This window comes from Haloferax sp. S1W (assembly GCF_044593955.1).
Classification (GTDB): domain Archaea; phylum Halobacteriota; class Halobacteria; order Halobacteriales; family Haloferacaceae; genus Haloferax.
In genome coordinates, this window is record NZ_CP172595.1 from 1,785,246 (window position 1) to 1,808,034 (window position 22,789).

Sequence of the window (22,789 nt, forward strand, 5' to 3'; positions counted from 1 at the left end):
TCGTCGAGTGCGTCGTGCTTCGTCAGTCGAGACACGCGGCGACGACACGTAGCGCGTCTTCGCCCTGTACCTGGTCGGCGAGAAGCGGGACGCGCTTTACGTCACGCCCGCGGAAGAGGTCGGTCGCCGAGCGAAGCGCCTTCTGTTGGACATCCCAGCGGCGCTGACAGAACGAACAGTCGTCGAGGTCGGGCGAGACGAACCACCGCGGGTCGACGTCGGCCACGTCGTCTACGGACTCCATCACGCGGTTGACGACGAGCGTCTGGACGGGAATACCGAACTCGTCGAGTCGCGCGACCAGACGGGTGGATTCGACGACGCTCATCTCCTCGGGAATCATGACGACGCGGAAGTCCGTCTTCGCCGGGTCGCGGAGGATAGAGCGAAGGTGCTCGATACGCTCGCGGAGGTCGTCGAGGTCCGCCATCCCCGCCTGCGGTTCGTCCGGACCGCCGCCGAACATCCCCTTGATGTTGTCCATCATTCCGGAGAACTTGTCGCGCATTCGGACGATGCGGCCGAGCATCGAGTCCATTATCTCCGGCAGTTCGAGCAGTCGGAGCGTGTGACCGGTCGGCGCGGTGTCGATGACGACGCGGTCGAATCGGGGGTCGTCGAGGTATTCGAGCAGTTGCTGCATCGCCGCTGCCTCGTCGGCACCGGGCATCGGGCCACCCATTCCCATCGGCCCATCGCCGCCGAGCAGGTCTTCGAACCCGCCCATGGTGTCGCCCATGCCGCCGAACGGCGAGTTCGAGCCATCCGAATCGCCACCGACGAAGGGGTTGTCAGCGTCGTACTCTGCGGTGTCGTACTCCGTCTCGTCGGTCGTGTCTGCCACGTCTCCCGCTCCGGCGTCCGCGAACGGGCCTTCCATCACGGAGTCGGGGTCGATTTCGGCCGCGTACAGCGGCATGTCCTCACGGAGGCGCGTCGGTTCGGCGGGGACAGGAACGCCGAGTGTGTCCGAAAGCGAGTGTGCGGGGTCCGTCGAGACGACGAGCGTCGAGGTGCCGTCAGCCGCGCTGGCGAGGGCCGTGGCCGCGGCCATCGTCGTCTTCCCGACGCCACCTTTCCCACCGTAGAGGACGTACTCCGGAGCATCGATTCCGCGCGGGAGGTCCGTCCGGTCGGTCGTTGCCGTCTCGCTGTCGGTGACTTCGACCTCGATTTCGGCGGGTCCACCGTCGTCGCCCTCGTCGCCGTCGGAATCGTCGTCCGGGCGCTCGGTCGGTTCGACATCGATATCCATGTCGGACCGTGTACGGCCCGGACTTGTGTACTTCTCGGTCTCGGAAGCCCGTGTGACGGCAAGGTCGTTGCTAACACGGCACTCTCGGGTGTCGGGTTTTTGTTCCGGCCGAGCGTCGGCGTACCCATGCGCGAGTTCGCAAGCGATCCACCGGAAGAAGAGCGCGTCGGCGACGCCCTCCGCGACGCGGGTCACACCGTCGCGACGGCCGAGTCGTGTACGGGCGGCCTCATCGGGTCGCTCCTCACGGACGTCCCGGGGTCGAGCGACTACTTCGACCGCTCGCTCGTCACCTACTCCTACGACGCCAAGCGCCACGAACTGGCCGTCTCGCGGGAGACACTCGACGAACACGGCGCTGTCTCGGAGGCCGTCGCGCGCGAGATGGCCGCGGGCGTCCGCGACGTGGCGGATACGACGTGGGGCGTCGCAACGACTGGAATCGCTGGCCCCGAAGGCGGACTCCCCGGAAAGCCAGTGGGAACCGTCTTCGTCGGCGTCGCCTACGCCGCACCGTGGGGGTCCGGCGACTCCTACACCCGCGTCGAGCGATACGAGTACGACGGGTCGCGGACGCAAGTGAAAGAACAGATTGCGCGGGGCGCACTCACGTTGCTCGCCGAAGAAGTCGCATCAGTCGGCGACGACTAAGTACGACCGGCTATCGTCGCGCTTCGCTCCGCCGTCGGCCGAAGGCGTGGGAAAGTTTTGTATCACGTGCGGTCACTTTCAGCCCATGAACAAGAAGGGACACGTGCTCAACGCCATCTTACTGGCGCTCGGGCTCGGCGTCATCCTCACAGTTGACCCCCGGTCGTTCGAACTGACGACCGATTCGCTGTTGCTTCTCGGCAAGAAAATCGGACAGTTGTCGCTTCCGGTCGTCCTCGGCGCGCTCTTTCCCGACGTGGACACGGCCTTCGGAAAGCACCGCAAGACGCTCCACAACCTTCCCGTGTTGATTGCGTTCCTCGCATTCCCCGTCGTCTTCGGGAACCTCCAGTTCGTCTGGATTGGCGTCGCGACACACTACGTCCTCGACATGGTCGGGTCGAAACGAGGTATCGCACTGTTTTACCCGCTGTCGCCGCAGGAGTACGACCTACCGACCGGCGTCGCGACGAGTTCCAAGTACGCCGACACGGTGACAGTCGTCATCACCGTCGCCGAACTCGGTGCCCTCGCCGGTATCCACTACTATCTGTTCTCGCTGGACGTGTCGCTGGCGACGGCGACGGCGTCGCTCGTCGGGTCGTTCTAATCGGCCTGCGTGTTGTCCGTCACGCGCTCGCGTCTCTCTCAGTAGACGCTTACGTCGTCGAACCGGCCGTCGTAGGCGATGTGTCGCGGATGGGTCGGTTCCATCCCGGAGAGAAGCAGTCGGTCGAGTTTCCCCCACGAGTTCTCGTAGCCGAGGTGGGCAAACTCGATTGCACCGCGAATCGTATGTGAGATGCCAGAGCGACGAATCACGCGGCGTTCTGCACCTTCTCGGAGCGCGTCGACGAGGTCCGCCGCGGAGTCGATGGCCCGGTCGAATTCGGTCCACGCCTCGCCGATACTCCCGCGGACGTGCGCGTACGAAGACGCGAATCCCGGCAAGCCAACCTCGCGGGCGATTTCTCGGCCGCGTCGGTTGTGCCGCGAGAAGGCCTTGGCGTTGTACGTCTCGACGGCGTGGATGTCGTCGCGGTACGCCTCGATGTCCTTGGACGTGAGGCTCACGTTCAGCAGTTCCGGGTGCGGAACGACGACGGCAGCCTCCTGTCTGGCGAACTCGTCCATCGCACCGTCGAGGGTGATGAAGTCGGGGACGGGGGCCGAGAGACCGAGTGCGAGTACGTGTTTCCGGTCGCGCCACGACCCGGTGAACACCTCACGGGCAGGGACGACGAGCAGGTCGTCGTCAGAGAACCGAGCGGCACGGGCGCGAATGTCGGGGAGACGGACGAAGTGCGGGGCGTAGACCAACACGTCGATGTCGCGGGCTTTCGCACGCGAGACGACTCGCTCGTCGAGAATCTTCACGTGCATGTCTACCCGAGTCGTCGTACTCGCGGTCACGGAGGATTCTCTGGCCACGCGACAGTTATTGGTTGCTATTTCGCGAACGGCGCTCGTTCGAAGAAACGATTTTGTCCCCGACGGCCGTCGAGTCGCACATGTCCCGGTGGAAATGCGGTATCGAGGGGTGCGATGCGCGATTCAAGGATGTCGAAAATGCCATCATCCACCAGACGACGGAACACACGCGCCACGAGTGCAAGGTGTGTGGAACCATCGTCCCGGATGGGTACTTCGCTATCCGTCACGCGTTCGACGAACACACGCGTGCCGAGTTCGTCCGCGCGTACGACGCAGACTCCTCTGCCGTCCGCGTCCGTGAGGAAATCAAATCGAGTGTCGAAGACGAAGCAGACCTCAACAGCGTCGTCCAGACGCTCCGCGAGGAAGGCGCGCTCTGAGTAGCGAATCGAGGAACCGAGACGAGAACTCAGACGAACCGAACACACGCACCGCTGGTGGGGGCGTGCGGAAAGAGAGAAAAGAAAGACAGCGGCGCTTCGATTACCGTTCGTCGGAGTCGAGGACGCGAATCTGGTCGCCGCGGACCGTGACCGGAATCGGAACCGTCGCTTCGTAGAGTTCGACGGTAACCTGGTCTTTCGTCTCGTCGATGCGCTGGACGCGTGCCTTTTCGCCCTTGAACGGTCCGGCGATGAGTTCGACGATGTCCCCCTCGGCGATGCCCTCCACGTCGGGCGTCGGCGACAGGAAGTGCTCGACTTCGGCCATGCTGGATGTGCCGACCATCCCGCCGCTTTCGACCAGTCCGCGAGCGTGCGGAATCTCGTCGAGGACGCGCGAGAGGATACCGTCGTCGTCGGCTTCGACCATCACGTAACTCGTGAGCGAGTCGGGAGCCAACACAGCGTGTATCTCTGCGAAGTCCTTCGTCGCAATCATGTCCGCGACCGTTCGCTCCTGGCGAGCGGTCGTCTTTACGGCGAAGATTGGCATCTCAGATTCCCCCGGGGAGGAAGCTCATGACCGCGAAGATGATGAAGCCAACGAGGCCGATGAGGAAGATACCTGCGCCGGCAATCTTGGCGATCTGAGAGAACTCCTGCCAGGAGGGAGTGCTCGCGAGCTTCAGCACGCGAACGTAGCTGGTCAGGTCGTACTTGACATCCATGTTGTCGAGGCATAAGGGGTCGCCCTTTTTCTATCTATTGATGCCAGCCTGTCAGCGAACGTGCGCGAGGCAGCACGAGGACGCTCACGAGACAACAGACGCTCCGCGAGGTATCATAGGAAGCGCGCGTGTTTGCGACGCGGCACACAGACAGAGTGACGGCGATGCAACTCACGGCGCGTCCCAGAGGGGCGAGCGGAGCGGGGACCAAACGGACCCTATCGACGGCGTGGGCTCGATTACTCGACGTAGTCGATGTCTTCGAGACGGCCGCCCTGCTGGAGCTGTTCCTGCGGAACTTGCTGCTGCGGTTGCTGTTGTTGCTGCTGTTGCCCGTCGTCGCGGCCGCCGTAAATCTGGGGCGACTCGACGCCTGTGACGACAATCATCGTCCGCATCATGCCTTCGAGTTCGTCGTCGACGGACGTCCCCCAGATGATGCGCGCGTCGGGGTCGATGCGGTCGTAAATCTCCTCGACGACACCCTCTGCCTCTTCGATGCTCATGTCGGACCCACCGGTGACGTTGACGAGCGCAGAGTTCGCGCCGGAGATGTCCACGTCGAGGAGGGGCGAACGGAGGGCAGATTTGACGGACTCTTGGGCCTTGGACTCGGAGTCGGACTCGCCGAGACCGATCATGGCAACGCCACCACGTTCCATGACGGTCTTCACGTCGGCGAAGTCGAGGTTGACGAGACCCGGCTTGGTGATGAGTTCGGTGATGCCCTTGACCGAGCGCATGAGGACTTCGTCGGAGACCTTGAACGCCTGCCGAACGGGAAGCTTCCCGACGGCGTCGAGGAGGCGGTCGTTCGGGACGACGATGACCGTGTCGGACACGTCGCGGAGGCGTTCGAGACCCGCTTCGGCGTTGGTCCGACGAACTTCACCCTCGGCCGTGAAGGGCGTGGTGACGATAGCGATGGTGAGCGCGCCGGACTCGCGCGCGGCTTTCGCGACGACGGGGGCTGAACCGGTCCCGGTCCCACCGCCGAGGCCAGCCGTGACGAACACCATGTCGGACCCCTCGATGGCGTCGTAAATCTCCTCTTGGGATTCGAGTGCGGCCTCTTCGCCCACCTGCGGAAGCGACCCGGCACCGCGCCCCTGCGTCTTCTGTTCGCCCATGAGAATCTTCGTGTCCGCGTCGATTTCCACGAGGTGCTGTACGTCCGTGTTGGCCGCGACGAGTTTCGCCCCCTTGATGCCCTCTTCGTGCATTCGGTTGACGGTGTTGCCACCCGCACCACCGCACCCGACGACCGTAATGTTGGTCTGCAGGTCTTTCAGGACGGCTTTCAGTTCGTCGTCAGTCATGGTACCGGAGCGGTTGATTTCCGTCGGGTCGCCGACTTCGGGCGTCCCCTCCCCCATGTCCTCGGCCTCATCGATTGCGTCGTCGACGATAGAGTCCATATTTGTGGAGACGGTTTACGGAGGACCACTAATTATCTTTCTCCCTTTCGTCAGACATCTGTCCGACGACATGCCGCCGAGTTGGGAGGTAACCGGGTTGGTTATTCAAGAATATGTATATATTTCGGGCAGAACTTGCATCAAACCGAGAAATCGATTACTCGTTGCTTCGAAACCTCCGCGGGCGAGATAACCTCGCCATCGACCTCGATTTCGTATCCTGCCGAGAGCTTTCCGAACGCCGGTCCTTCGGGCACCCCCCGCTCACGGGCCGCCACAGGGTCGAACGCGGTCATCGAGGCGACGACGCGCCCATCGTCTCGCTCGACCGAGTCGTACTTCGCGCGCAGAATATCGCAGAGTCGCGCGACGAGTTCGTCGTAGCCGTCGGCCGCGATTGCGGCACGTCCGCTCGCGCGCGTCCCGCCCTCGGTGGTCTGGAAGGCAACTGTCGTCTCCGCCACAGCGTCGAGTGCGGCGTCGATGTCGATACCCTGTGCCTCGGCCAAGAGCGGGTCGGGGAGCGAGACGACGTCGTAGTCGGCGGCATCAACGTCGGTTCCGAACCGAAGGCCGTCTTCGATGCGGATGAGCGCGGATTCGAGGTCACGGACGCGCGCGAGCGGCACACCGGCCGTCTCTCGAACCCACGTCTCCGAAACGACGCGATAGCCCTCGTCTTCCAGCACGTCCGCGAGGTTTTCTCTGTCGCCGTCGACGAGCGCAACGTCAGCAGCCGAGGCGTCGAACGCCCGGCGAAGCACGTCTCGGTTCTCGTCGGGGTCACCCATCGCCTTCAGTTGCCAGTCGGCGGCGATGTGGCCGACCGACCAGTCCGTCTCGCGGAGGATGCGCTCGAACCGGGGCGCGTAGTGGCCGCCGCCGAAGCCGACGAGTTGCCGGTCGGCATCGGGTTCGACGCCCTCGATGTCGAGGACGGCCGCCGCGACTGCGCGCGCACCCTCGGGGTCGTTCCATTCGTCTTCGCCGCTTCCGAGTTCGACGAACATCGAGGGAACGTCCGTCTCGGTCGGACCGTGGTGTGTCGCTTCGATGCCGACTTCGTAACCGTCGGGCGCGTGGTGGCGCAGGGCGGAGACGACGGCGCGCTGAGCGTTCGGACAGGCGCGGGCGAAGCGTCCGGACTCGCCGCCGTAGTCTGCCGGGCCGAAGTTGCCGGTGAAGTGAGCGGTGAGGAGCGGTCCGGTCTCTCCGGCGTGCCGCGAGACGACGGCGACGAAGGCAGGCGTTTCAGAGAACGCCTCAGCGGGGTCGTCGAGGTAGATGTGCAGGTCGTCGAACTCGCGGAGTTCGAAGCCCGTACGGCGGTAGTAGCGGCCGCCACCCGCGGCGTCCGGTCGGGTGTCGTCGGTCGCTTCCTCCCACTCCGCGAGGGCTCGCAAGTGCTCGCCGATGTGGACCGATGCGCTGTCGGCGTGGCTGACGACGATTCCAATCACGATTCGAGGGTCGACGAGGGCGGCGAAAAGCGCGTCGGAAACGGCGAGGTGGGGTGAAAAGAGACGGGACCGTCGGGGACTCGGTCAGTCTTCGGCGAGCGGCGCGACTTCGTCCGTGCTGTAGTCGCCGCGAACCTGCCGGATGGACCGCTTCGTGACGTAGACGAGTTCGTCCCGCCTAACAACGAACAGCGCCGTCCCGAGGACCATGTAGATAGCGGCGAATCCGAGGAGTGACGTGGTTCCGTCGAACGTCACCGGCCCGAGGGCGGGAAGCGTGAGCGTGAGCGTCGTCTCCGTGACGGCGTAGACGAACTGTGCGAGGAACAGGCCGAGGAGTACGAGCGCCTCCCGAAGCGAGATGGTGAAGGTGATGAGGATGGCGATGGCGAAGTAACTCTGTGCGGCCGTCAGCCAGATTTCGCCCGCCTGGTGGGGGTCGAGCGGGAGGGGACCGTAGTAGCCGAGCGAAAGGCTGTAGACGAGGACGAGCGTCCCGATGAGGAGCGTCCACTGGTTCAACTTCGAGGAGATGAGCGCGTTGAACCCGGCGGTCGAGCGAGCCTTGTTCACGAGGTAGGCGACGACGATGAGTTCGGGGCTCTCACTGGCGAGTGGCGCGACCCACTGAATCATCAAGAACGGCGGGATACCGACCGACGTACCGAGTTCTTCGAGACCGTGGGCGAACGGTTCGACGGCGACGAGGATGACGAATCCGGAAAACAGGAAGAGACCGAGCGTGGTCGCGATGCGTTTCGAGCGGTGATACGACTGGAGATACGCGGGGACGCCGATTTGCTCTTCTTCCTTGTGGGGCGCGTTCAGCGCCGCGAAGATGTACGCGAAGTAGAGACCGACGAGGACGAACATGTCGAACGCACCGATGCCGGTTCCGAGCGGGACGAAGAACGCGAACACCGTCGCCACGAAGAGGAACAGAATTTCCGTCGAGATATCCCGGTCGAGGATGACGGCGTCGGTGAGGAACCCCGGCCGATTTTCGACTGCCTTGTCGCCGGTCTGGCGCGCGCGGTACAGGGTGAAGATAGCGATTGCCGACCAGCCGATGCCGATGAGGATTCGGTTCGCGCCCGTCATGTTGGCGACGGCGAGACTCGCTGCTTCGGCCGATTCGGGCGACCCGGGGTTGATACCCGCTTCCCACGCGTAGAGGGCGTCGACTGCGTACTCGGGTGCGACTGCGAGGACCGCGAGCACTGCGAGGGCGAACGCGCGCGGAACGTCCGCCTCGGCCGTCTCGGCACCCCACGCGAGGAGGAACGAGGCCCCGAGGACGGCGACTCCGCTCAGTGCGACCGTCGGCACGGTCTGGAGGTGCGCCCCGAAGATGGTGTGCAGTCCAAGCCACGGTACGGTGAGCAGCATCGCACCGAAGACTGCCACCAGCGGGTGACTGAGTCGTCGTCGGACCATGTGCATACACGTGTGCGTGCAACGTCGGTATCTCTTGCGCTTCTGTCGCGTGAGTGAGATACCCTGAAAAAGACCGACCGGGTCGTCTACGGGAGAATGAGCCAGAAGAACACGAGGTAGCCGCCGACGAGGAGACCGCCGTCGAGTCGGGACACATCGCGGTTATGGACCATGAGCGCGATGACACCGAAAGTGAACGCGAGCAGCGCGGGGAAGTCAAGAGAGATAGTACTTGCAGGAACCTTGACGGGGACCATGATGGCGAGGATACCGAGAACGGCGACGACGTTGTAGATGTTCGACCCGACGACGTTCCCGATACTGAACTCGGCTTCGCCGCGGATGGCGCTGATCACGGATGCCGCGAGTTCTGGCAGCGACGTCCCGAACGCGAGGATAGTGAGTCCGATAAAGCGCGTGCTGAATCCGTATGCTTCGAGCAGACCCTTGCCGCCCTGGATAAGCCAGTTCGACCCGATGAAGAGGAGCAGAAGACCGAGACCGAGGTACAGCACGTCTTTGAACGACGCCGTCACCTCGTCTTCGTCCTCGATGTCGATTTCGTCGGTTCCGATTGCGTCAGCCTTGGACGCCTGCGCGCGGTAGACCAAGAACCCAGTGAACGCGACGAGGATAACGAGGAGCAGACCGCCGTCGACGGCGCTGAGCGACCCGTCCATCCCAAGTACCACGAGGGCGATAGCCGCCGTAATCATGAACGGGACGTGTCGACGGAGTGTCGTGGTCGAGACACCCATCGGTTGGATGAGTGCCGAGATACCCAGTACGAGACCGATGTTGGCGATGTTCGACCCGACGATGGCACCCAGTCCGAGGTCGGAGCTGTAGCCAAGGCCACTCAGCACGGCAACGAACAGTTCGGGCGTCGTCGTCGCAAATGCGACGATAGTAACACCGACGATAGCCGCTCGAAGGCCGAGACCGATGGCAAGCCGCGAGGCACCCTCGACGAGGGCTTCCGCCCCAAGGTAGAGTGCGATGATACCGGCCACGAGGAGCGCGGTGTCAAAGGAAAGTAAGGTTGCGAGTACCGACATACGCGGGAGTAGTCTAACGGGAGACTAAAAGCACGCCGGTACGGAAGACGCCCGGTAGTGGCTACCACACTAAAAACTATTATCATTTGTCGAATCGGTCGCGGTGTCTCTCACGGCGTCAAACCGGCCGCCGGACCAATAGGAAGTCCCGGCGGAATCCGACGCAGGCGGGCGAGTTATACCGTCTGCAGGACACCACCAACCCATGCAAGTCTACGGTCTGGTCGGGAACCCCGTCGGCCACTCGCTCTCGCCGCCCATGCACGAGGCGGCGTACGAGGAGTTGGGTGTCGATGCGCGCTACGTCACCTTCGAGCCTGAACCGTCGGCACTCGCCGACGCCATCTCCGGCGCGGATGCACTCGGAATCGCCGGGCTCAACGTCACGATTCCGTTCAAGCAGGACGTGCTGGAACTGGTGGACCCCGACCCACTCGCCGAGCGCATTGGCGCGGTCAACACCGTCGTGTTCGACGACGGAGCCGAAGATAGCACGCCGAAAGAAGACAGCACGCCGAAAGGGTACAACACGGACGCCGCAGGCGTTACGCGAGCGTTCGAACGACACGGTGTCGAACTCGACGGGGGAGATGCCGTCGTCGTCGGTGCGGGAGGCGCGGGCCGCGCCGCCGCGTTCGCCCTCGCAGACGCTGGGGCGTCAGTTCACATCGCCAACCGAACCGCCGAGAAGGCTGAGGAACTGGCGGGCGTCGTCCCCGGTGCAACTGGCGGCGGACTCGACAGTCTCGACCGAATCCGAGACGCCAGCGTACTCGTCAACGCGACGAGCGTCGGGATGGAAGCGCCCGACGAGACGCCCGTCCCTGCGGAGTACCTCCACGGCGACCTCGCCGTTCTCGACGCGGTGTACACGCCTATCGAGACACGTCTCCTCCGGGAGGCGGCCGACGCAGGCGCGGTCACTATCGACGGGGCGTGGATGCTGCTTCTCCAAGGCGTCGAGGCATTCGAACTGTGGACCGGACTCGACGCGCCGGTCGAAGTCATGAACGATGCACTCCGCGACCATCTCACCGCATGACGCTGCCGCAGGTTTTTAAATAACGGAACCGCATACAGAGAACCAATATGGGTTTGCTTGATCGTATCTCGTCCTTTCTGAAGTCGCTTCTCGGAAGCGACTCCTCGTCCGCGTCAAAGAGCGAACGCGGCTCTGACGCGACCGTGACGGTCGAACGAGACACGCAGACGGAGCGTGCTGAACCGGATATCGAATCGGAGGCTGCGGTAAAGGAACCGGTCGAAGAGTCGTCGACCGACGAGGGAGCGGAACCGACCGCCGAACGGACGGCCGCCGAGGCGGACGACGTTATCGAAGAGGCAGAACCTGAGGCGACAGAAGAACCCGAGCCCGAGCCAGAGGCTGCAGAAGAACCTGAGCCTGAGCCAGAGGCTGCGGAAGCGGAAGACGAAGCAGCCGCGGAGGTTGATGAAGAGGCGGAAGAAGGCGCAGAAGTCGGAGATGAGGCCGCAGAAACTGAAGAAGAAACCGCGGAAGTCGAAGAAGAAACTGCACCAGAAGACGCGGCCGAAGACGCGGCCGAAGAGGCCGACGAAGGAGCGGACTCGCCCGCAGTCGACACGGTTCGCGGCATCGGACCGGCCTACGCAGGTCGCCTCTCGGATATCGGTATCGAGACGGTTTCGGACCTCACCGCGTCGGACCCCGACGAGGTCGGAGACGCCATCGACGTGTCTCCCAAGCGCGTCCAGCGGTGGATTGACCGCGCGAGCGAGTAATCCGGCATCTTCTGACACGTCACGAAACCGTTTACCCGACGCACGAACTGGTGCGAATAATGACCGCACCGACCGTCGTCACCGAGCGCGACGACTTTCGCGCGACTGCCGACAGCGCATCTCCCGGGAGTCGCGTCCCCGTCGAAGTCCGGGTCAGCGTTTCCGACCCGTTCGACGCGTATCGGCGCACACGACGCAGTTCTGGTGGCTTCTTCTACGAGACGACCGGCGGCCAGTCTGGATGGGGCTACTTCGGCGTCTCTCCCGCCGAACGCCTCTCCGTTGGTCCCGATGCCGCCACGGCGGATGGTGGGTCGCCGACGCTCGCGGCGCTCGAAGGCCTCGTCGAGTCGGAGTCGCTCGTCCGCGGCGACTGCGACGTGCCGTATCCCTGCGGCCTGTTCGGATGGCTCTCGTACGACGTGGCCCGCGAACTCGAATCGCTCCCCGACGAGACCGAAGACGACCGACACCTGCCGCACCTTCAACTCGGGCTGTACGACCTCGTTGCGTCGTGGCGCGAACCCCGACAAGAAGGTGAGACGACCGAACTCCGAGTGACCTGCTGTCCGCGGATTGATTCCGGCGACGACCTCGACGAGGTCTACGACGACGCTCGTTCACGGGCGATGGCGCTTGCAACCGACGCAGTCGAGGGGTCGGCCGCTCCGGTCGACGCACCCGTCGTCGCCGACGAAGCCCGGTTCGAGAGCGCCTGCGGACGCGAGGAGTTCGCAGACCGCGTTCGGGCGGCGAAGCAGTACATCCGCGACGGCGACACCTTCCAAGCCAATCTCTCGCAGCGACTCGTCGCACCCGCGGCCGTCCACCCGGTCGATGCCTACGCCGCACTTCGCCGCGTGAATCCCGCGCCGTACTCCGGACTCCTCGAATTCCCCGGTGTCGACCTCGTGAGCGCGAGTCCCGAACTGCTCCTCCGCGTCGATGGCGACCGACTCGTTACGGAGCCAATCGCCGGAACTCGTCCGCGCGGTACGACCCCGGAAGAAGACGCCGCGTTCGAAGCAGACCTCACGACCGACGAGAAAGAGCGCGCCGAGCACGCCATGCTCGTGGACCTCGAACGCAACGACCTCGGGAAGGTCTCGGAGTACGGCACGGTCGACGTGACCGAGTACCGCCGCGTGGACCGCTACTCCGAGGTCATGCACCTCGTCTCGCTGGTCGAAGGGTGCCGCCGCCCCGGCACCTCACTGGCCGACGCCATCGCCGCCGTCTTCCCCGGCGGCACCATCACCGGTGCGCCAAAGCCCCGGACGATGGAGATTATCGACGAACTCGAATTGACCCGGCGCGGCCCCTACACCGGGAGCATGTTCGCCATCGGCTTCGACGACCGGGCGGTGTTGAACATCGTCATTCGGACGCTCGTCCGCTTCGGAGACGAGTATCACCTGCGCGTCGGCGCGGGCATCGTCCACGACTCGGACCCGAAAAGCGAGTACGACGAGACGCTCGCCAAGGCCCGCGCGCTCGTGAACGCCATCGACGAGGCGCTCGGCGAGCAGACCCAGTTGACGGTGGGGGCAGAGCAATGACGCGCATCCTCGTCGTGGACAACTACGACTCGTTCGCCTACAACCTCGTCCAGTACGTCGGCGAGTTCGCCGACGAGGTGGTGGTCTACCGCAACGACGCCCTCACACTCGACGATATCCGCGACATAGACCCCGACGGTATCGTGGTTTCGCCCGGTCCCGGCACGCCCGCCGAGGCCGGGGTCTCTGTCCCCGTCTTCCGCGACCTCGACTATCCGACCCTCGGCGTCTGCCTCGGCCACCAGTCGCTGTGCGCCGCGCTCGGGAGTCACGTCGGCCACGCGCCGGAGGTCGTCCACGGAAAACCCTCGGTAGTCGAACACGACGGCAAGGGCGTCTTCGCCGGACTCCCAGAGCGCATCGAAGTCGGTCGCTACCACTCGCTCGCGGTCGAACTCGATGACATCCCAGACGAACTGGTCGTGACGGCGACGACGGTCGAAGAGAGTGCGGACGGCGAAGACGGAGAGGGCAGTGAAGACAGTGACGACGGTGAGAGCACCCCTGACGAACGCGTCGTCATGGGCGTCCGACACCGCGGGAAACCCCACGTCGGCGTTCAGTTCCACCCCGAGAGCATCCTCACCGACGCGGGCAAAGCCATCGTCCGCAACTTCGTGGACATCGCGGCGGGAGACGGTCCTGCCACGAAGGCATGGACAACTTGGGAGGACGACGATAAAACAGGAGAGAGACGATGAGTGACGACGAGACCGACTACTACGTCGACGGTGACATCGTGTCCGCCGACGAGGCGTCGATTCCGGTCACAGACCGCGGGTTTCTCTACGGCGACGCCGCTTTCGAAACCCTTCGCGCGTACGGCGGCGACGTGTTCCACTGGGAAGCGCACGCCGACCGACTCGCCGAGACGTGCGACGTACTTGGGATGGACCACGGCCTCTCAGACGCCGAATTGCGAGAGTGCATCGACGAGACGCTGGCCGCAAACGACCTCGAGGAAGCGTACGTCCGCCTCTCGATAACGCGCGGGAGTCAACCGGGTCGCCTCACACCCGCCGAAGAGGTGGACCCGCGGGTTGTCGTCATCGTCGAATCACTCCCCCGCGGCGGGCGCGGGTCAGACCCCGTTTGGGACGGCCCAGCGACGGTCCAAACTGTCAGAACTCGCCGTATTCCTGACCGCGCGCTCCCCGCCCGCGCGAAGACGCACAACTATCTCAACGGTATTCTCGCGCGAACCGAACTCCGAGTGACCGGGGCGGACGAAGCACTCATGCTCGATTCGGACGGCTACATCACCGAGGGTGCGACGAGTAACCTCTTTTTCGTCGATGACGACGCCCTCTGTACGCCGAGTCTCGACGGCCCGGTCCTCCCCGGAATCACACGCCGCGTCGTCTTGGACCTCGCTCGACAAGAGGGGATTCCGATTCGAGAACGGCGCTTTACGCCCGACGAAGTCCGCGACGCCAACGAGGCGTTTCTCACTAACTCGACGTGGGAACTCCGCCCGGTCGAGACGGTCGACGGTATCGGCGTCGGTGACGGCCCGGTAACGACGCTCCTCTCGCGACTCTACGACGAGTACGTCGAGCGCCAGCACTACGGCGACGAGAACTGAGGTGACACCACCCGAGACGACACCGTCGCCGCGGCGGTCGGCTGTTTAGAATTCGACGTTCGAACTCGAACTGCGGTCGGCGGGGTCTTTCTCGGTGCCGCCTCGTCCCACGAACGAGTAGTCGTCGTCGGAGAGAAACACGTGGTCGCCGTCGACGGTGATATCGAGGTCGTTGAGAACTGCGCCCTCGCAGGGACCGAAGTTACAGTAGCCCGTGTCTGCCTCGAAGTACGCGCCGTGATTTTCGCAAATGAGTTCGCCATTGCGCATCGTCGCACCCGAGCCTTTGTCGATTGCGATGTGCGTCATGTGCATGCAGTAGTTCAGCCACCCACAGATGTCACCGTTCGTGCGGACGAGAATCGCTTCTTGTTCTTCCTCGTCGTCGCCAGCGACGCGGAACAAGAACGTCGTGTCCTCGGGTACGTCGTCGACCGAACAGATTCGTTCGAGGTCGCTCATTGGAGTCAGGTAGGCGGGGGGTGGAAAATTACCTTCGGAAGTGGCCAGTGCTGTGTGGTGGCCCCGACTACGAGTTCCCGCCAGTCCACACCATCCACCCGGTGTGCAGGAGGACCACCACCCCACCGATGCACAGCGGCGCGGCAATGAAAAGGGCGATTGCGACCCCGGCCCCGGGCGGGAGCGGGGCATCGGACGAACTGTCTACGATGACGAACGGCACCACTGGTGCTGCGAGGGCTGAGAGCGTTTCGACCACCCGGAAGACACCGTGGACGAACCCGGCGCGGTTGTCGAGTGCGACAGTCCCGCGGTTCCGAAGCAGTCGCCACACGTCGGCGAGGGCGTGAGCGAGCAAGACGACCCAGAACGCTCCGAGCGCCGCGAGCGCCACACCCCACGCTCGCCCGTATCCGGGAGGCGCGGACAACTCCGTCTCCGTGAACAGGACGAAGGGAACCACACCCAAGACGAGAAATACGACGGCGAGGGCCACCTCGACGGCGAGGAAGCGAGGGACCGAACGGACGCGGGTCTGAAGAGACATGGATGGAGCGGTGGGGTCGCTACAGGGGTTGCGCTGGTGGCTGGATAAGTTTTGTCGGTGAAGTGGGACGCGTACGGGCCTCGGCGCTCGGGAGTTGCGGTCGGCAAAACCACAGCGGGCGGTAGATTTGAACGACGCGAACCTCGCTTCGCTCGGTTCTCTAATTCAAATCTACTCGTCACGATTCTCAGAGAAACACGTCGTCGCGGCGCGACAAGACGCGCCGCTTGGGAGTGTAGTTTTCAGGAGAATAGCAGGTGGTAGATTTGAACCACGGTCGCTGACGCTCCCTGGTTCAAATCTACTGTGCTATGAAGCCGACCTCAGGGGTCGCGCCGAGACGACCCTCGGCGCTCAGGAGTTGAGGTCGGCAAAAACATAGCGGGAGGTAGATTTGAACTACCGATCTCCGGGTTATGAGCCCGGCGGAATCTCCTGGCTATCCCATCCCGCTGAATCAACAAACGAGACATCTATTGTTAAGGCTTCTGTTTCGGGAGCCGTGTGTCAATTTTCACCGTGACTATCGCTGACTCGAACGGGCGGTGATTCGCCACGTGAAGAGACTCTCAGCGACGTAATTCAGAAACATCGACGCAGCGATGGCGATGGGCAGCGGGATGAGTTGCCAGAGGTCGATGCCGAAGACCGGAATCGACACCGGAACCTCCCGGAGCGCGCGGACGACGAGCACCTGCACCGCGAGACCACCGCTCCTGACGAAGTTCGATTTCAGGAAGCGCCGAACCTTCGCGGTAAAGTAGTCCGCGCCCGCGCCCGCGAAGGTCCAGCGGTCGTTGATGACGAACATCACCATGATGGCAACCTCCGCACCGACGAGTTTGGCAATCTCGCCGACGACGCCGAAGCCGATGATGAGGATGCTGCTCACCGTGAGGTCGAACATCGCGCCGACGACGCCGACCGAGGCGAACTTCCCGAATCGAGCACCGGAAGCGAGTGCTGCGAGTCGGTCAGTCATCCGTGACCTCTGCCGAGAACTCCTCGACGAGGGTGCACTGGTCGTTCTGGGCGGCGATGAATTCGTGGAGGCGGTCCTCGCGAATCGTGCGCGCGCGGTGACGAGACCGAACGAGTCCGCGTGCCATCTTGATGGTCGTATCGACCGGGGAGACGGTCGAGTTGGGCTGGTCTTCCCAGACGACCGGTACCTCGGCGACGCAGTGGCCGAACGCACCTGAGACGGCGATGAGTTCGATGTCCCACGCGAAGCCGGGTTCGTAGAGGTGGCCGCGAACGTCGTCCCACGCGTCGGCGGTTATCGCCTTCGCCCCACACTGGTAGTCGTACAGGGGGACGTCGAGCAAGCGGCGGGCGAGCCATGCGAAACCGTCGCCGAGGTACCGGCGGGCGACGGTCTGGTGCGACGCGACAGTTGCGCGGGGGTGGCGGCGTGAACCGACCGCGAGGTCAGCACCCTCGCGGACGGCGGCGACGACGTGGCCCATCGACGCCGCGGGAGTGCTCCCGTCGGCATCGGCGAAGGCCAGAATATCAGTGTCGAGCGCTTCGAATCCGGCGGTGATGGCCGCACCTTTGCCGCGGCGGGTATCGGCAGCGTTCACGACTGCGACTGAAGGGAGGGCAGAGAGCGCGTCCAGTGTCTCTGCTCGCGGCGCGTCGAGTTCGACACGGACGGCTGCCGGGTCGAACTCCTCGACGAGGGCGTGGACGTACGGGACGAGACGCTCGGGGTCGGGCCGATAGGCGGGAACCACCACCCCGACAGACTGCGACATAACTGACCATTCTCCGAACGTGGTAAAAAGCGAACCGCTCTCGGGCGCACCGACTATCCACAACACGTTTACCGCCGGACGCTCCTTTCTCTGACAGATGGAATACGCCCTCGTGGCCCGCTGGCTGGCGGTGTTTGCGGTCATCTGGGCGGTCGGTCTTCCCCTCTCGAACCGACTGTTCGCCCGCCTCCCCGGCCGCGGTGCAGGCTTTACGCTTCCCGTATCGCTCGTCGTCGTGACCCTCCCAGTCTACTATGTCGGCCACGTGACGTTCGGCCCGGCAATAGCTGTCAGCGTCGGCGTGGGGACGCTCGTGACGCTCTCGGCGCTCGCCGGACTCGACCACGACGCCCTCCGCGACGGCAGCGTTCGACTCGCCCCAGAAATCGACATCGACAGACGCGCGCTCGCCCAGGCGGCCGTCGTCTTCGCCGTGGCCTTCCTTTTCGCGGTTGGACTGCGCGCGCTCGACCCCGCGGTCCACGCTGGCGGTGGCGAGAAGTTCCTCGACTTCGGCCTCCTGAAGTCGCTCGCCCGCTCGACGGTGCTCCCGCCCGAAGACATGTGGTTTGCGGGCGACCCGGTTCGGTACTACTACGGCGGCCACCTCATCTCGATTCTGCTCGCGTGGCTCACGGGCACCGACCCCGCGTTCGCCTACAACCTCGCGCTCGCCGGGTTCTTCGGCTTCCTCGTGACCGGCGCGTTCGAACTCGGCCGCAGTATCTCGCACAGTCGCGGACTGGACGGCCGCCTCGGCGGCATCCTCGCGGCGTTCTTCGTCGGGTTCGCGAGTAACCTCGTCACCGCCGGTCGATTCGTCCTTCGCCTCCTCCCGGACGGCCTCCAGCGGCCAATCGCACAGGCAATCGCCGAGCGCTCTCGATACTCCGTCTCGGAAGTGCTCGCCAGCGCGTCCGATTTCTCGTACTGGACCGCGAGTCGCGTCATCCCCGAGACCATCAACGAGTTCCCCTTGTTCGCGTGGCTCAACGGCGACCTGCACGCTCACATGATGGGCACGCCGTTTTTGCTCCTCGGCGCTGCGCTCACGTTCGCCTACTTCCGGACGCCCGAGGACGCTCTCAGCGAGCGTCGCCGACTCGTCGGCGCAACCGTGGTCCTCGGCGGCCTCCAAGTCGTCATCGACACGTGGAGCTTCCCGTCTCTCTTCGGCGTGCTCTTCCTCGGCATGGTGTTCGCGCCCGCCCGCCCGTGGACGCTCCTTCCCGGCCGTGACCGACTCACCGAACTCGTCGGCGACGACCCGGTCCGTGGAGAGGGTGCGCGACTCCTCGGAACCACCGCCATCGTCGGCATCGCTGGTGTTGCTGCCGTCGCACTCGCGAGTCCGTTCCTACTCGGCAGCGTCGCAGGTGGCGGAAGCACGCGCACTATCGAGATTCTCACGCCCGCCCAACGGAGCGGGTTCGGGGCGCTCCTTCTCGTCCACGGCGCGTTCGTCGCCGCCTTCGCGCTCCACTACGTCCAGAACCTCGGCGTCAGAGAGGCGCTTCCGGTGGGCGTCGGCGTCCTCGCGCTGGCCCTCGTCGCCGCCATGCACTCGTTCGCTGCACTCGTCCTCTTCGTTCCGTTCGTCCTCGTCGGCTGGGTGCTCCTCCGAGCGAGCGACGACCCGCAGTTTGCGACTGTGCTCGTCGTCGCCGGGGCGGGGTTAGCCACGGTCGTCGAAATCGTCTTCGTCAACGAGCAGGCCGGACCGGGCCGGATGAACACGGTGTTCAAGACGTACATGCAGGTGTGGGTCCTCTGGGGGGTTGCGATGGGCCCTGTCCTCGCCGGATTCTTCAGGGAGGCGGCCGCGGCGAGCGACCTGCCGATTCCGAAAGTCAACTTGCGCATCCGTCGGGAGGCAATCCGTGCCGTGGGCGTCGGCGTCGTGATTCTGTTCGTCGCGTCGACATCCGTGTACGGCGGTCTCGCGGTCACTGACCACGCGAGTTCTCCCCGCGAAGAAGTGACGCTCGACGCGACGGCGTTCGCCGAGTGGCGACATCCCGAGGAAGCGGCCGCGATTTCGTGGCTCGACGACACCGCCGACGAGAACACGGTCATCCTCACGGCACCGGGGACAAAGTGGTCCGAGGCGGTGACGGACAACCGCGGGAACGTTATGTACGCGTGGCGCGCGAATCCCGAGTCGAGTCTGACCGGTGTGCCAACCGTCGCCGGGTGGGCGCACGAAGTCGGCTATCGCGGTCCTGAGGCATACTACGACCGGGTCCGTGACGTGGACACCATGTACGTCGGCAACGACTCGGTGCGTGCTCGACTCATCAAACAGTACGACGTGCAGTACGTGTGGGTCGGACCGGGAGAACGCGCTCGCTACGGCGATATCGACACCGACGTGTCGTGGTTGACGCCGGTGCACCGCTCCGACTCTGTGGTGGTCTACGAAGTGGAAAAATCGGAGTTACCCTGACGCCGACTTAGGCCGCGCCGCTTTTTTTGACGACTTCGATGGCGTCGGCGTCGACACCCTCGGTGTCCAGCCAGTGCGGGACGAACTCACGCTTTTCGAACGCCTCGCGCTCGTCTTCGGTGCCGATGGTACACCACAGCTGGACGCGGTCGGGTCCGTGCCAGTCGCCCTGCCGGTCGATGGCGAAACACGTGTACTCCTCGCCGTCGTATTTGATGACGGCGTCGCGCCGAATTCCGGGGTCGCCGTGGATGATGAGCTTCTTCATGTGCCGGGATTGGCACACTCACCGCTTAATCGCTTCGGCTTCGGGCGTGCAGGTCGCTACTGGATACCCGCATAGTGAGGGCCCGACCGTGAGGCGGGCGTCGCCCCGGGATAAAATCGAATCTCACCACTTGGCTGTGGGCCGTTGTCACGGCCCAACAGGGCGCGGAAGACGGATTTCACGGCCGCGTCGAACCAAACGGGTTTTAACGGGCCACGTCAAAACCCCCACAAGGTCGATATCTATGCAGATGCCACGCCGTTTCAACACGTATTGCCCACACTGCAAGGCACACCACGAGCACGAAGTCGAGAAGGTCCGCAAGGGCCGACCGACCGGTATGAAGTGGAACGCCCGTCAAACGCGACGCGGCAAGTCCACCATCGGTAACGCCGGTAAGTTCTCTAAGGTGCCCGGTGGCGACAAGCCAACGAAGAAGACGCACCTGAAGTACATCTGCTCGGACTGTGGCAAGGCTCACATGCGCAAGGGCTGGCGCGCAGGCCGCCTCGAATTCCAGGAGTAAACGATGGCAGGAAACTACTACAAAGTCGCATGCAACGATTGCGAGAACGAACAGATCATCTTCGGAAAGGCCTCCTCGGACGTCAACTGTGCCGTCTGCGGGACGACCCTCGCCACGCCGACCGGCGGTAACGCCGAGTTCCACGGTGAGGTCGTCGAGACGGTCGAACGCCGCGACAGCACCGAGCTCGAGGCGTAACTTCTTGGAGGACGCTTCATGAAGTACAGCGGATGGCCTGACTCCGGCGAACTCGTCGTGGGGAAGGTAGACGAGATTGCGGACTTCGGTGTCTTCGTCGACCTCGAAGAGTACGAAGACAAGCGCGGACTCGTCCACATCAGCGAGGTCGCGAGCGGGTGGATCAAGAACGTTCGTGACCACGTTCGCGAAGGCCAGACGGTCGTCGCGAAAGTCCTCGATGTCAACAAGGGGTCCCAGCAGATCGACCTCACCATCAAGGACGTTAACGAGCACCAGCGCAAGGAGAAGATTCAGGAGTGGAAAAACGAGCAGAAGGCCGACAAGTGGATGGCCATCGCGTTCGGCGAGGATGTCTCTGACGAGGAATACGGCACCGTCGCCAACGCCCTCCTGAGCGAGTTCGACTCGCTTTACGACAGCTTCGAGCAGGCCGCGATTCACGGCATCGAAGTCCTCGAAGGCGTCGAACTGGACGACGACGACCTCGAAGCCATCGTCGACACCGCCCGCCAGAACGTCTCGGTTCCCTTCGTCAACGTCACCGGCTACGTCGACCTGCGCTCGCCCGCGGGCGACGGCGTCGACGACGTGAAGGAGGCGCTGAAGGCCGCCGAAGGCGACGGGAGCGTCGGCGACGAAATCGAACTCTCTGTCACCTACGTCGGTGCGCCCGAGTACCGCATCAAGGTGAAGGCACCCGACTACAAGACGGCCGAATCGGAACTCGAAGCGAGCGTCGCTCGCGCCCGCGAGGCCATCGAGGCCACAGGCGGGACCGCCGAGTACCACCGCGAACGCAGCGGCGACGAAGAGTAATGAAATCTGACATCCGGGTGTGTAGCGCGTGGCGCGGCCGCCACGACCGCCCGGTGTACTCACTTTCTACGACGTGTCCGGAGTGTGGCGCACCGACAGCAAACAGCGCGCCCGCTCCGTTCAACCCCGAAGACCCCTACGGCGAGTACCGTCGCGCTCGAAAGCGCCGGGCGGCCGAGGAGTCGCAGACGGCCGACGAGTAGCCGAAGACGGACTCGGCTACCGACGCCCTCTTAACCAGTGCGTCCGGCACTACGTGCATGGACGACATCGAAATCGAGGCTGTCGCAGAGGCCGACCTCTCCGATGCGGTCCTCATCGAGGGACTTCCGGGCGTCGGAAACGTCGGAAAACTCGCTGTCGAGCACCTTCTCGAGGAGTTCGAGGAGGCACAACTGGTTCGTCGAGTCTACGCCGACGTGTTCCCGCCGCAGGTGAGCATCGAAGACGGCATCGCCGAGTTGACGCACACAGAGATTCACGCCGTGGAGACGCCGGGCGACGGACCCGACCTGCTCTTGCTCACCGGCGACCACCAGGCACAGTCCAACGAGGGTCACTACCACCTCACCGACACCTTCCTCGACATCGCCGAGGAGTTCGGCGTCGAACGTGTGTTCGCACTCGGTGGCGTTCCGACGGGCGAACTCGTCGACGAACCGTCGGTCCTCGGGGCCGTCGCAGACGAGTCCCACACCGAAGCGCTCGAAGACGCGGGCGTCGAGTTCCGCGAGGGTGAACCCGCGGGTGGTATCGTCGGCGTCTCGGGACTGCTCCTCGGCCTCGGCAGCCGTCGAGGCCTCGACGCGGCGTGTCTGATGGGCGAGACGAGCGGCTACCTCGTCGACCCCCAGAGCGCGCAGGTGGTCATCGAAGTCCTACAGCAACTCCTCGACTTCGACGTCGACTTCGAGGCGCTCGAAGACCGCGCCGAGGAGATGAAAGAAGTCGCCGGGAAGATACAGGAGATGCAGCAACAACAGCAGAGTCTGGCGAGCGACGACGACCTTCGCTACATCGGCTAACCGACCCGC

At 64.2% G+C, this 22,789-nt stretch carries 27 protein-coding genes and 1 tRNA gene; 14 read left to right on the forward strand and 14 right to left on the reverse strand.

Annotation, left to right across the window (positions count from 1 at the left end):
• Positions 1-22: 22 nt before the first annotated feature.
• On the reverse strand, positions 23-1,255 hold the full coding sequence (locus ACH9L7_RS09380; protein WP_396610458.1) for an ArsA family ATPase: 1,233 nt from the start codon (positions 1,253-1,255) through the stop codon (positions 23-25).
• 126 nt (positions 1,256-1,381) lie between these two features.
• On the opposite strand from ACH9L7_RS09380, the gene ACH9L7_RS09385 reads away from it, so the two are divergent.
• Together ACH9L7_RS09385 and ACH9L7_RS09390 are read left to right on the forward strand one after the other, a co-directional pair.
• Complete coding sequence (locus tag ACH9L7_RS09385; RefSeq protein WP_396610459.1) at positions 1,382-1,906, forward strand: CinA family protein; 525 nt, start codon at positions 1,382-1,384, stop codon at positions 1,904-1,906.
• An 85-nt stretch (positions 1,907-1,991) separates the two neighbouring features.
• Positions 1,992-2,516 (forward strand): metal-dependent hydrolase, encoded by a 525-nt coding sequence (locus tag ACH9L7_RS09390; protein WP_396610460.1) that lies wholly within the window; start codon positions 1,992-1,994, stop codon positions 2,514-2,516.
• 38 nt (positions 2,517-2,554) lie between these two features.
• On the opposite strand, the gene ACH9L7_RS09395 is transcribed toward ACH9L7_RS09390, so the two are convergent.
• The gene (locus ACH9L7_RS09395; protein WP_396613255.1) at positions 2,555-3,289 is read right to left on the reverse strand and encodes a PHP-associated domain-containing protein; all 735 of its coding nucleotides are present in this window, start codon (positions 3,287-3,289) and stop codon (positions 2,555-2,557) included.
• 128 nt (positions 3,290-3,417) lie between these two features.
• On the opposite strand from ACH9L7_RS09395, the gene ACH9L7_RS09400 reads away from it, so the two are divergent.
• On the forward strand, positions 3,418-3,720 hold the full coding sequence (locus ACH9L7_RS09400) for a hypothetical protein (RefSeq protein ID WP_396610461.1): 303 nt from the start codon (positions 3,418-3,420) through the stop codon (positions 3,718-3,720).
• Between the two features lie 103 nt (positions 3,721-3,823).
• On the opposite strand, the gene ACH9L7_RS09405 is transcribed toward ACH9L7_RS09400, so the two are convergent.
• From ACH9L7_RS09405 to ACH9L7_RS09430, 6 genes are all read right to left on the reverse strand, one after another.
• Positions 3,824-4,276, reverse strand: coding sequence for a transcription elongation factor Spt5 (locus ACH9L7_RS09405; protein ID WP_396610462.1), 453 nt, complete (start codon positions 4,274-4,276; stop codon positions 3,824-3,826).
• Position 4,277: 1 nt separating this feature from the next.
• The gene (locus ACH9L7_RS09410) at positions 4,278-4,451 is read right to left on the reverse strand and encodes a protein translocase SEC61 complex subunit gamma (protein ID WP_396610463.1); all 174 of its coding nucleotides are present in this window, start codon (positions 4,449-4,451) and stop codon (positions 4,278-4,280) included.
• Positions 4,452-4,690: 239 nt separating this feature from the next.
• Complete coding sequence (ftsZ, locus tag ACH9L7_RS09415) at positions 4,691-5,869, reverse strand: cell division protein FtsZ (protein WP_396610464.1); 1,179 nt, start codon at positions 5,867-5,869, stop codon at positions 4,691-4,693.
• Positions 5,870-6,009: 140 nt separating this feature from the next.
• Entirely contained in the window at positions 6,010-7,329 is a 1,320-nt protein-coding gene (locus tag ACH9L7_RS09420; RefSeq protein WP_396610465.1) for a D-aminoacyl-tRNA deacylase, read from the reverse strand.
• 84 nt (positions 7,330-7,413) lie between these two features.
• Positions 7,414-8,766: a sodium:calcium antiporter gene (locus ACH9L7_RS09425; RefSeq protein ID WP_396610466.1), complete on the reverse strand. Its 1,353-nt coding sequence runs from the start codon at positions 8,764-8,766 to the stop codon at positions 7,414-7,416.
• Between the two features lie 86 nt (positions 8,767-8,852).
• Positions 8,853-9,824 (reverse strand): calcium/sodium antiporter, encoded by a 972-nt coding sequence (locus ACH9L7_RS09430; RefSeq protein WP_396610467.1) that lies wholly within the window; start codon positions 9,822-9,824, stop codon positions 8,853-8,855.
• A gap of 205 nt (positions 9,825-10,029) precedes the next feature.
• Between ACH9L7_RS09430 and ACH9L7_RS09435 the strand changes: the two genes are divergently transcribed.
• Genes ACH9L7_RS09435 through ACH9L7_RS09455 form a run of 5 tightly spaced genes read left to right on the forward strand, consistent with a single transcriptional unit; the run spans position 10,030 to position 14,729 of the window.
• Positions 10,030-10,866: a shikimate dehydrogenase gene (locus ACH9L7_RS09435; RefSeq protein WP_396610468.1), complete on the forward strand. Its 837-nt coding sequence runs from the start codon at positions 10,030-10,032 to the stop codon at positions 10,864-10,866.
• 47 nt (positions 10,867-10,913) lie between these two features.
• A complete protein-coding gene (locus ACH9L7_RS09440) occupies positions 10,914-11,585 on the forward strand; it encodes a helix-hairpin-helix domain-containing protein (RefSeq protein ID WP_396610469.1) in 672 nt (223 codons plus the stop codon).
• 59 nt (positions 11,586-11,644) lie between these two features.
• Entirely contained in the window at positions 11,645-13,144 is a 1,500-nt protein-coding gene (pabB, locus tag ACH9L7_RS09445; RefSeq protein ID WP_396610470.1) for an aminodeoxychorismate synthase, component I, read from the forward strand.
• Positions 13,141-13,845 (forward strand): anthranilate synthase component II, encoded by a 705-nt coding sequence (locus ACH9L7_RS09450; protein WP_396610471.1) that lies wholly within the window; start codon positions 13,141-13,143, stop codon positions 13,843-13,845. Before pabB ends, ACH9L7_RS09450 begins: the two co-directional genes overlap by 4 nt.
• Positions 13,842-14,729: an aminotransferase class IV gene (locus ACH9L7_RS09455; protein ID WP_396610472.1), complete on the forward strand. Its 888-nt coding sequence runs from the start codon at positions 13,842-13,844 to the stop codon at positions 14,727-14,729. The genes ACH9L7_RS09450 and ACH9L7_RS09455 overlap by 4 nt, the downstream gene beginning before the upstream one ends.
• Positions 14,730-14,774: 45 nt before the next feature.
• Here ACH9L7_RS09455 and ACH9L7_RS09460 read toward each other — a convergent pair whose 3' ends face one another.
• From ACH9L7_RS09460 to ACH9L7_RS09480, 5 genes are all read right to left on the reverse strand, one after another.
• The gene (locus ACH9L7_RS09460; protein WP_396610473.1) at positions 14,775-15,191 is read right to left on the reverse strand and encodes a Rieske (2Fe-2S) protein; all 417 of its coding nucleotides are present in this window, start codon (positions 15,189-15,191) and stop codon (positions 14,775-14,777) included.
• A gap of 67 nt (positions 15,192-15,258) precedes the next feature.
• A complete protein-coding gene (locus tag ACH9L7_RS09465) occupies positions 15,259-15,738 on the reverse strand; it encodes a hypothetical protein (RefSeq protein WP_396610474.1) in 480 nt (159 codons plus the stop codon).
• 379 nt (positions 15,739-16,117) lie between these two features.
• Positions 16,118-16,192 (reverse strand) — tRNA-Met (locus ACH9L7_RS09470).
• Positions 16,193-16,261: 69 nt separating this feature from the next.
• Positions 16,262-16,720, reverse strand: a complete 459-nt coding sequence (locus tag ACH9L7_RS09475; protein ID WP_396610475.1) for a GtrA family protein — start codon at positions 16,718-16,720, stop codon at positions 16,262-16,264.
• Entirely contained in the window at positions 16,713-17,498 is a 786-nt protein-coding gene (locus ACH9L7_RS09480) for a glycosyltransferase (protein ID WP_396610476.1), read from the reverse strand. Before ACH9L7_RS09480 ends, ACH9L7_RS09475 begins: the two co-directional genes overlap by 8 nt.
• A 97-nt stretch (positions 17,499-17,595) precedes the next feature.
• Here ACH9L7_RS09480 and ACH9L7_RS09485 point away from each other — a divergent pair, with 97 nt between their 5' ends.
• Entirely contained in the window at positions 17,596-19,944 is a 2,349-nt protein-coding gene (locus tag ACH9L7_RS09485) for a DUF2298 domain-containing protein (protein WP_396610477.1), read from the forward strand.
• 7 nt (positions 19,945-19,951) lie between these two features.
• Here ACH9L7_RS09485 and ACH9L7_RS09490 read toward each other — a convergent pair whose 3' ends face one another.
• Positions 19,952-20,212, reverse strand: a complete 261-nt coding sequence (locus ACH9L7_RS09490; protein WP_396610478.1) for an HAH_0734 family protein — start codon at positions 20,210-20,212, stop codon at positions 19,952-19,954.
• A 244-nt stretch (positions 20,213-20,456) separates the two neighbouring features.
• Here ACH9L7_RS09490 and ACH9L7_RS09495 point away from each other — a divergent pair, with 244 nt between their 5' ends.
• From ACH9L7_RS09495 to ACH9L7_RS09515, 5 genes are read left to right on the forward strand one after another with little or no spacing between them, the layout of a single operon-like run.
• Positions 20,457-20,738 carry a 50S ribosomal protein L44e gene (locus ACH9L7_RS09495; protein WP_396610479.1) on the forward strand — a complete coding sequence of 94 codons (282 nt, stop codon included), beginning with the start codon at positions 20,457-20,459 and terminating at the stop codon, positions 20,736-20,738.
• A 3-nt stretch (positions 20,739-20,741) separates the two neighbouring features.
• On the forward strand, positions 20,742-20,936 hold the full coding sequence (locus ACH9L7_RS09500) for a 30S ribosomal protein S27e (protein WP_396610480.1): 195 nt from the start codon (positions 20,742-20,744) through the stop codon (positions 20,934-20,936).
• Between the two features lie 18 nt (positions 20,937-20,954).
• Positions 20,955-21,755 (forward strand): translation initiation factor IF-2 subunit alpha, encoded by an 801-nt coding sequence (locus ACH9L7_RS09505; RefSeq protein ID WP_396610481.1) that lies wholly within the window; start codon positions 20,955-20,957, stop codon positions 21,753-21,755.
• Positions 21,755-21,958, forward strand: coding sequence for an RNA-protein complex protein Nop10 (locus tag ACH9L7_RS09510; protein ID WP_396610482.1), 204 nt, complete (start codon positions 21,755-21,757; stop codon positions 21,956-21,958). The genes ACH9L7_RS09505 and ACH9L7_RS09510 overlap by 1 nt, the downstream gene beginning before the upstream one ends.
• 57 nt (positions 21,959-22,015) lie before the next feature.
• Complete coding sequence (locus tag ACH9L7_RS09515) at positions 22,016-22,780, forward strand: proteasome assembly chaperone family protein (protein ID WP_396610483.1); 765 nt, start codon at positions 22,016-22,018, stop codon at positions 22,778-22,780.
• Positions 22,781-22,789 lie beyond the last annotated feature (9 nt).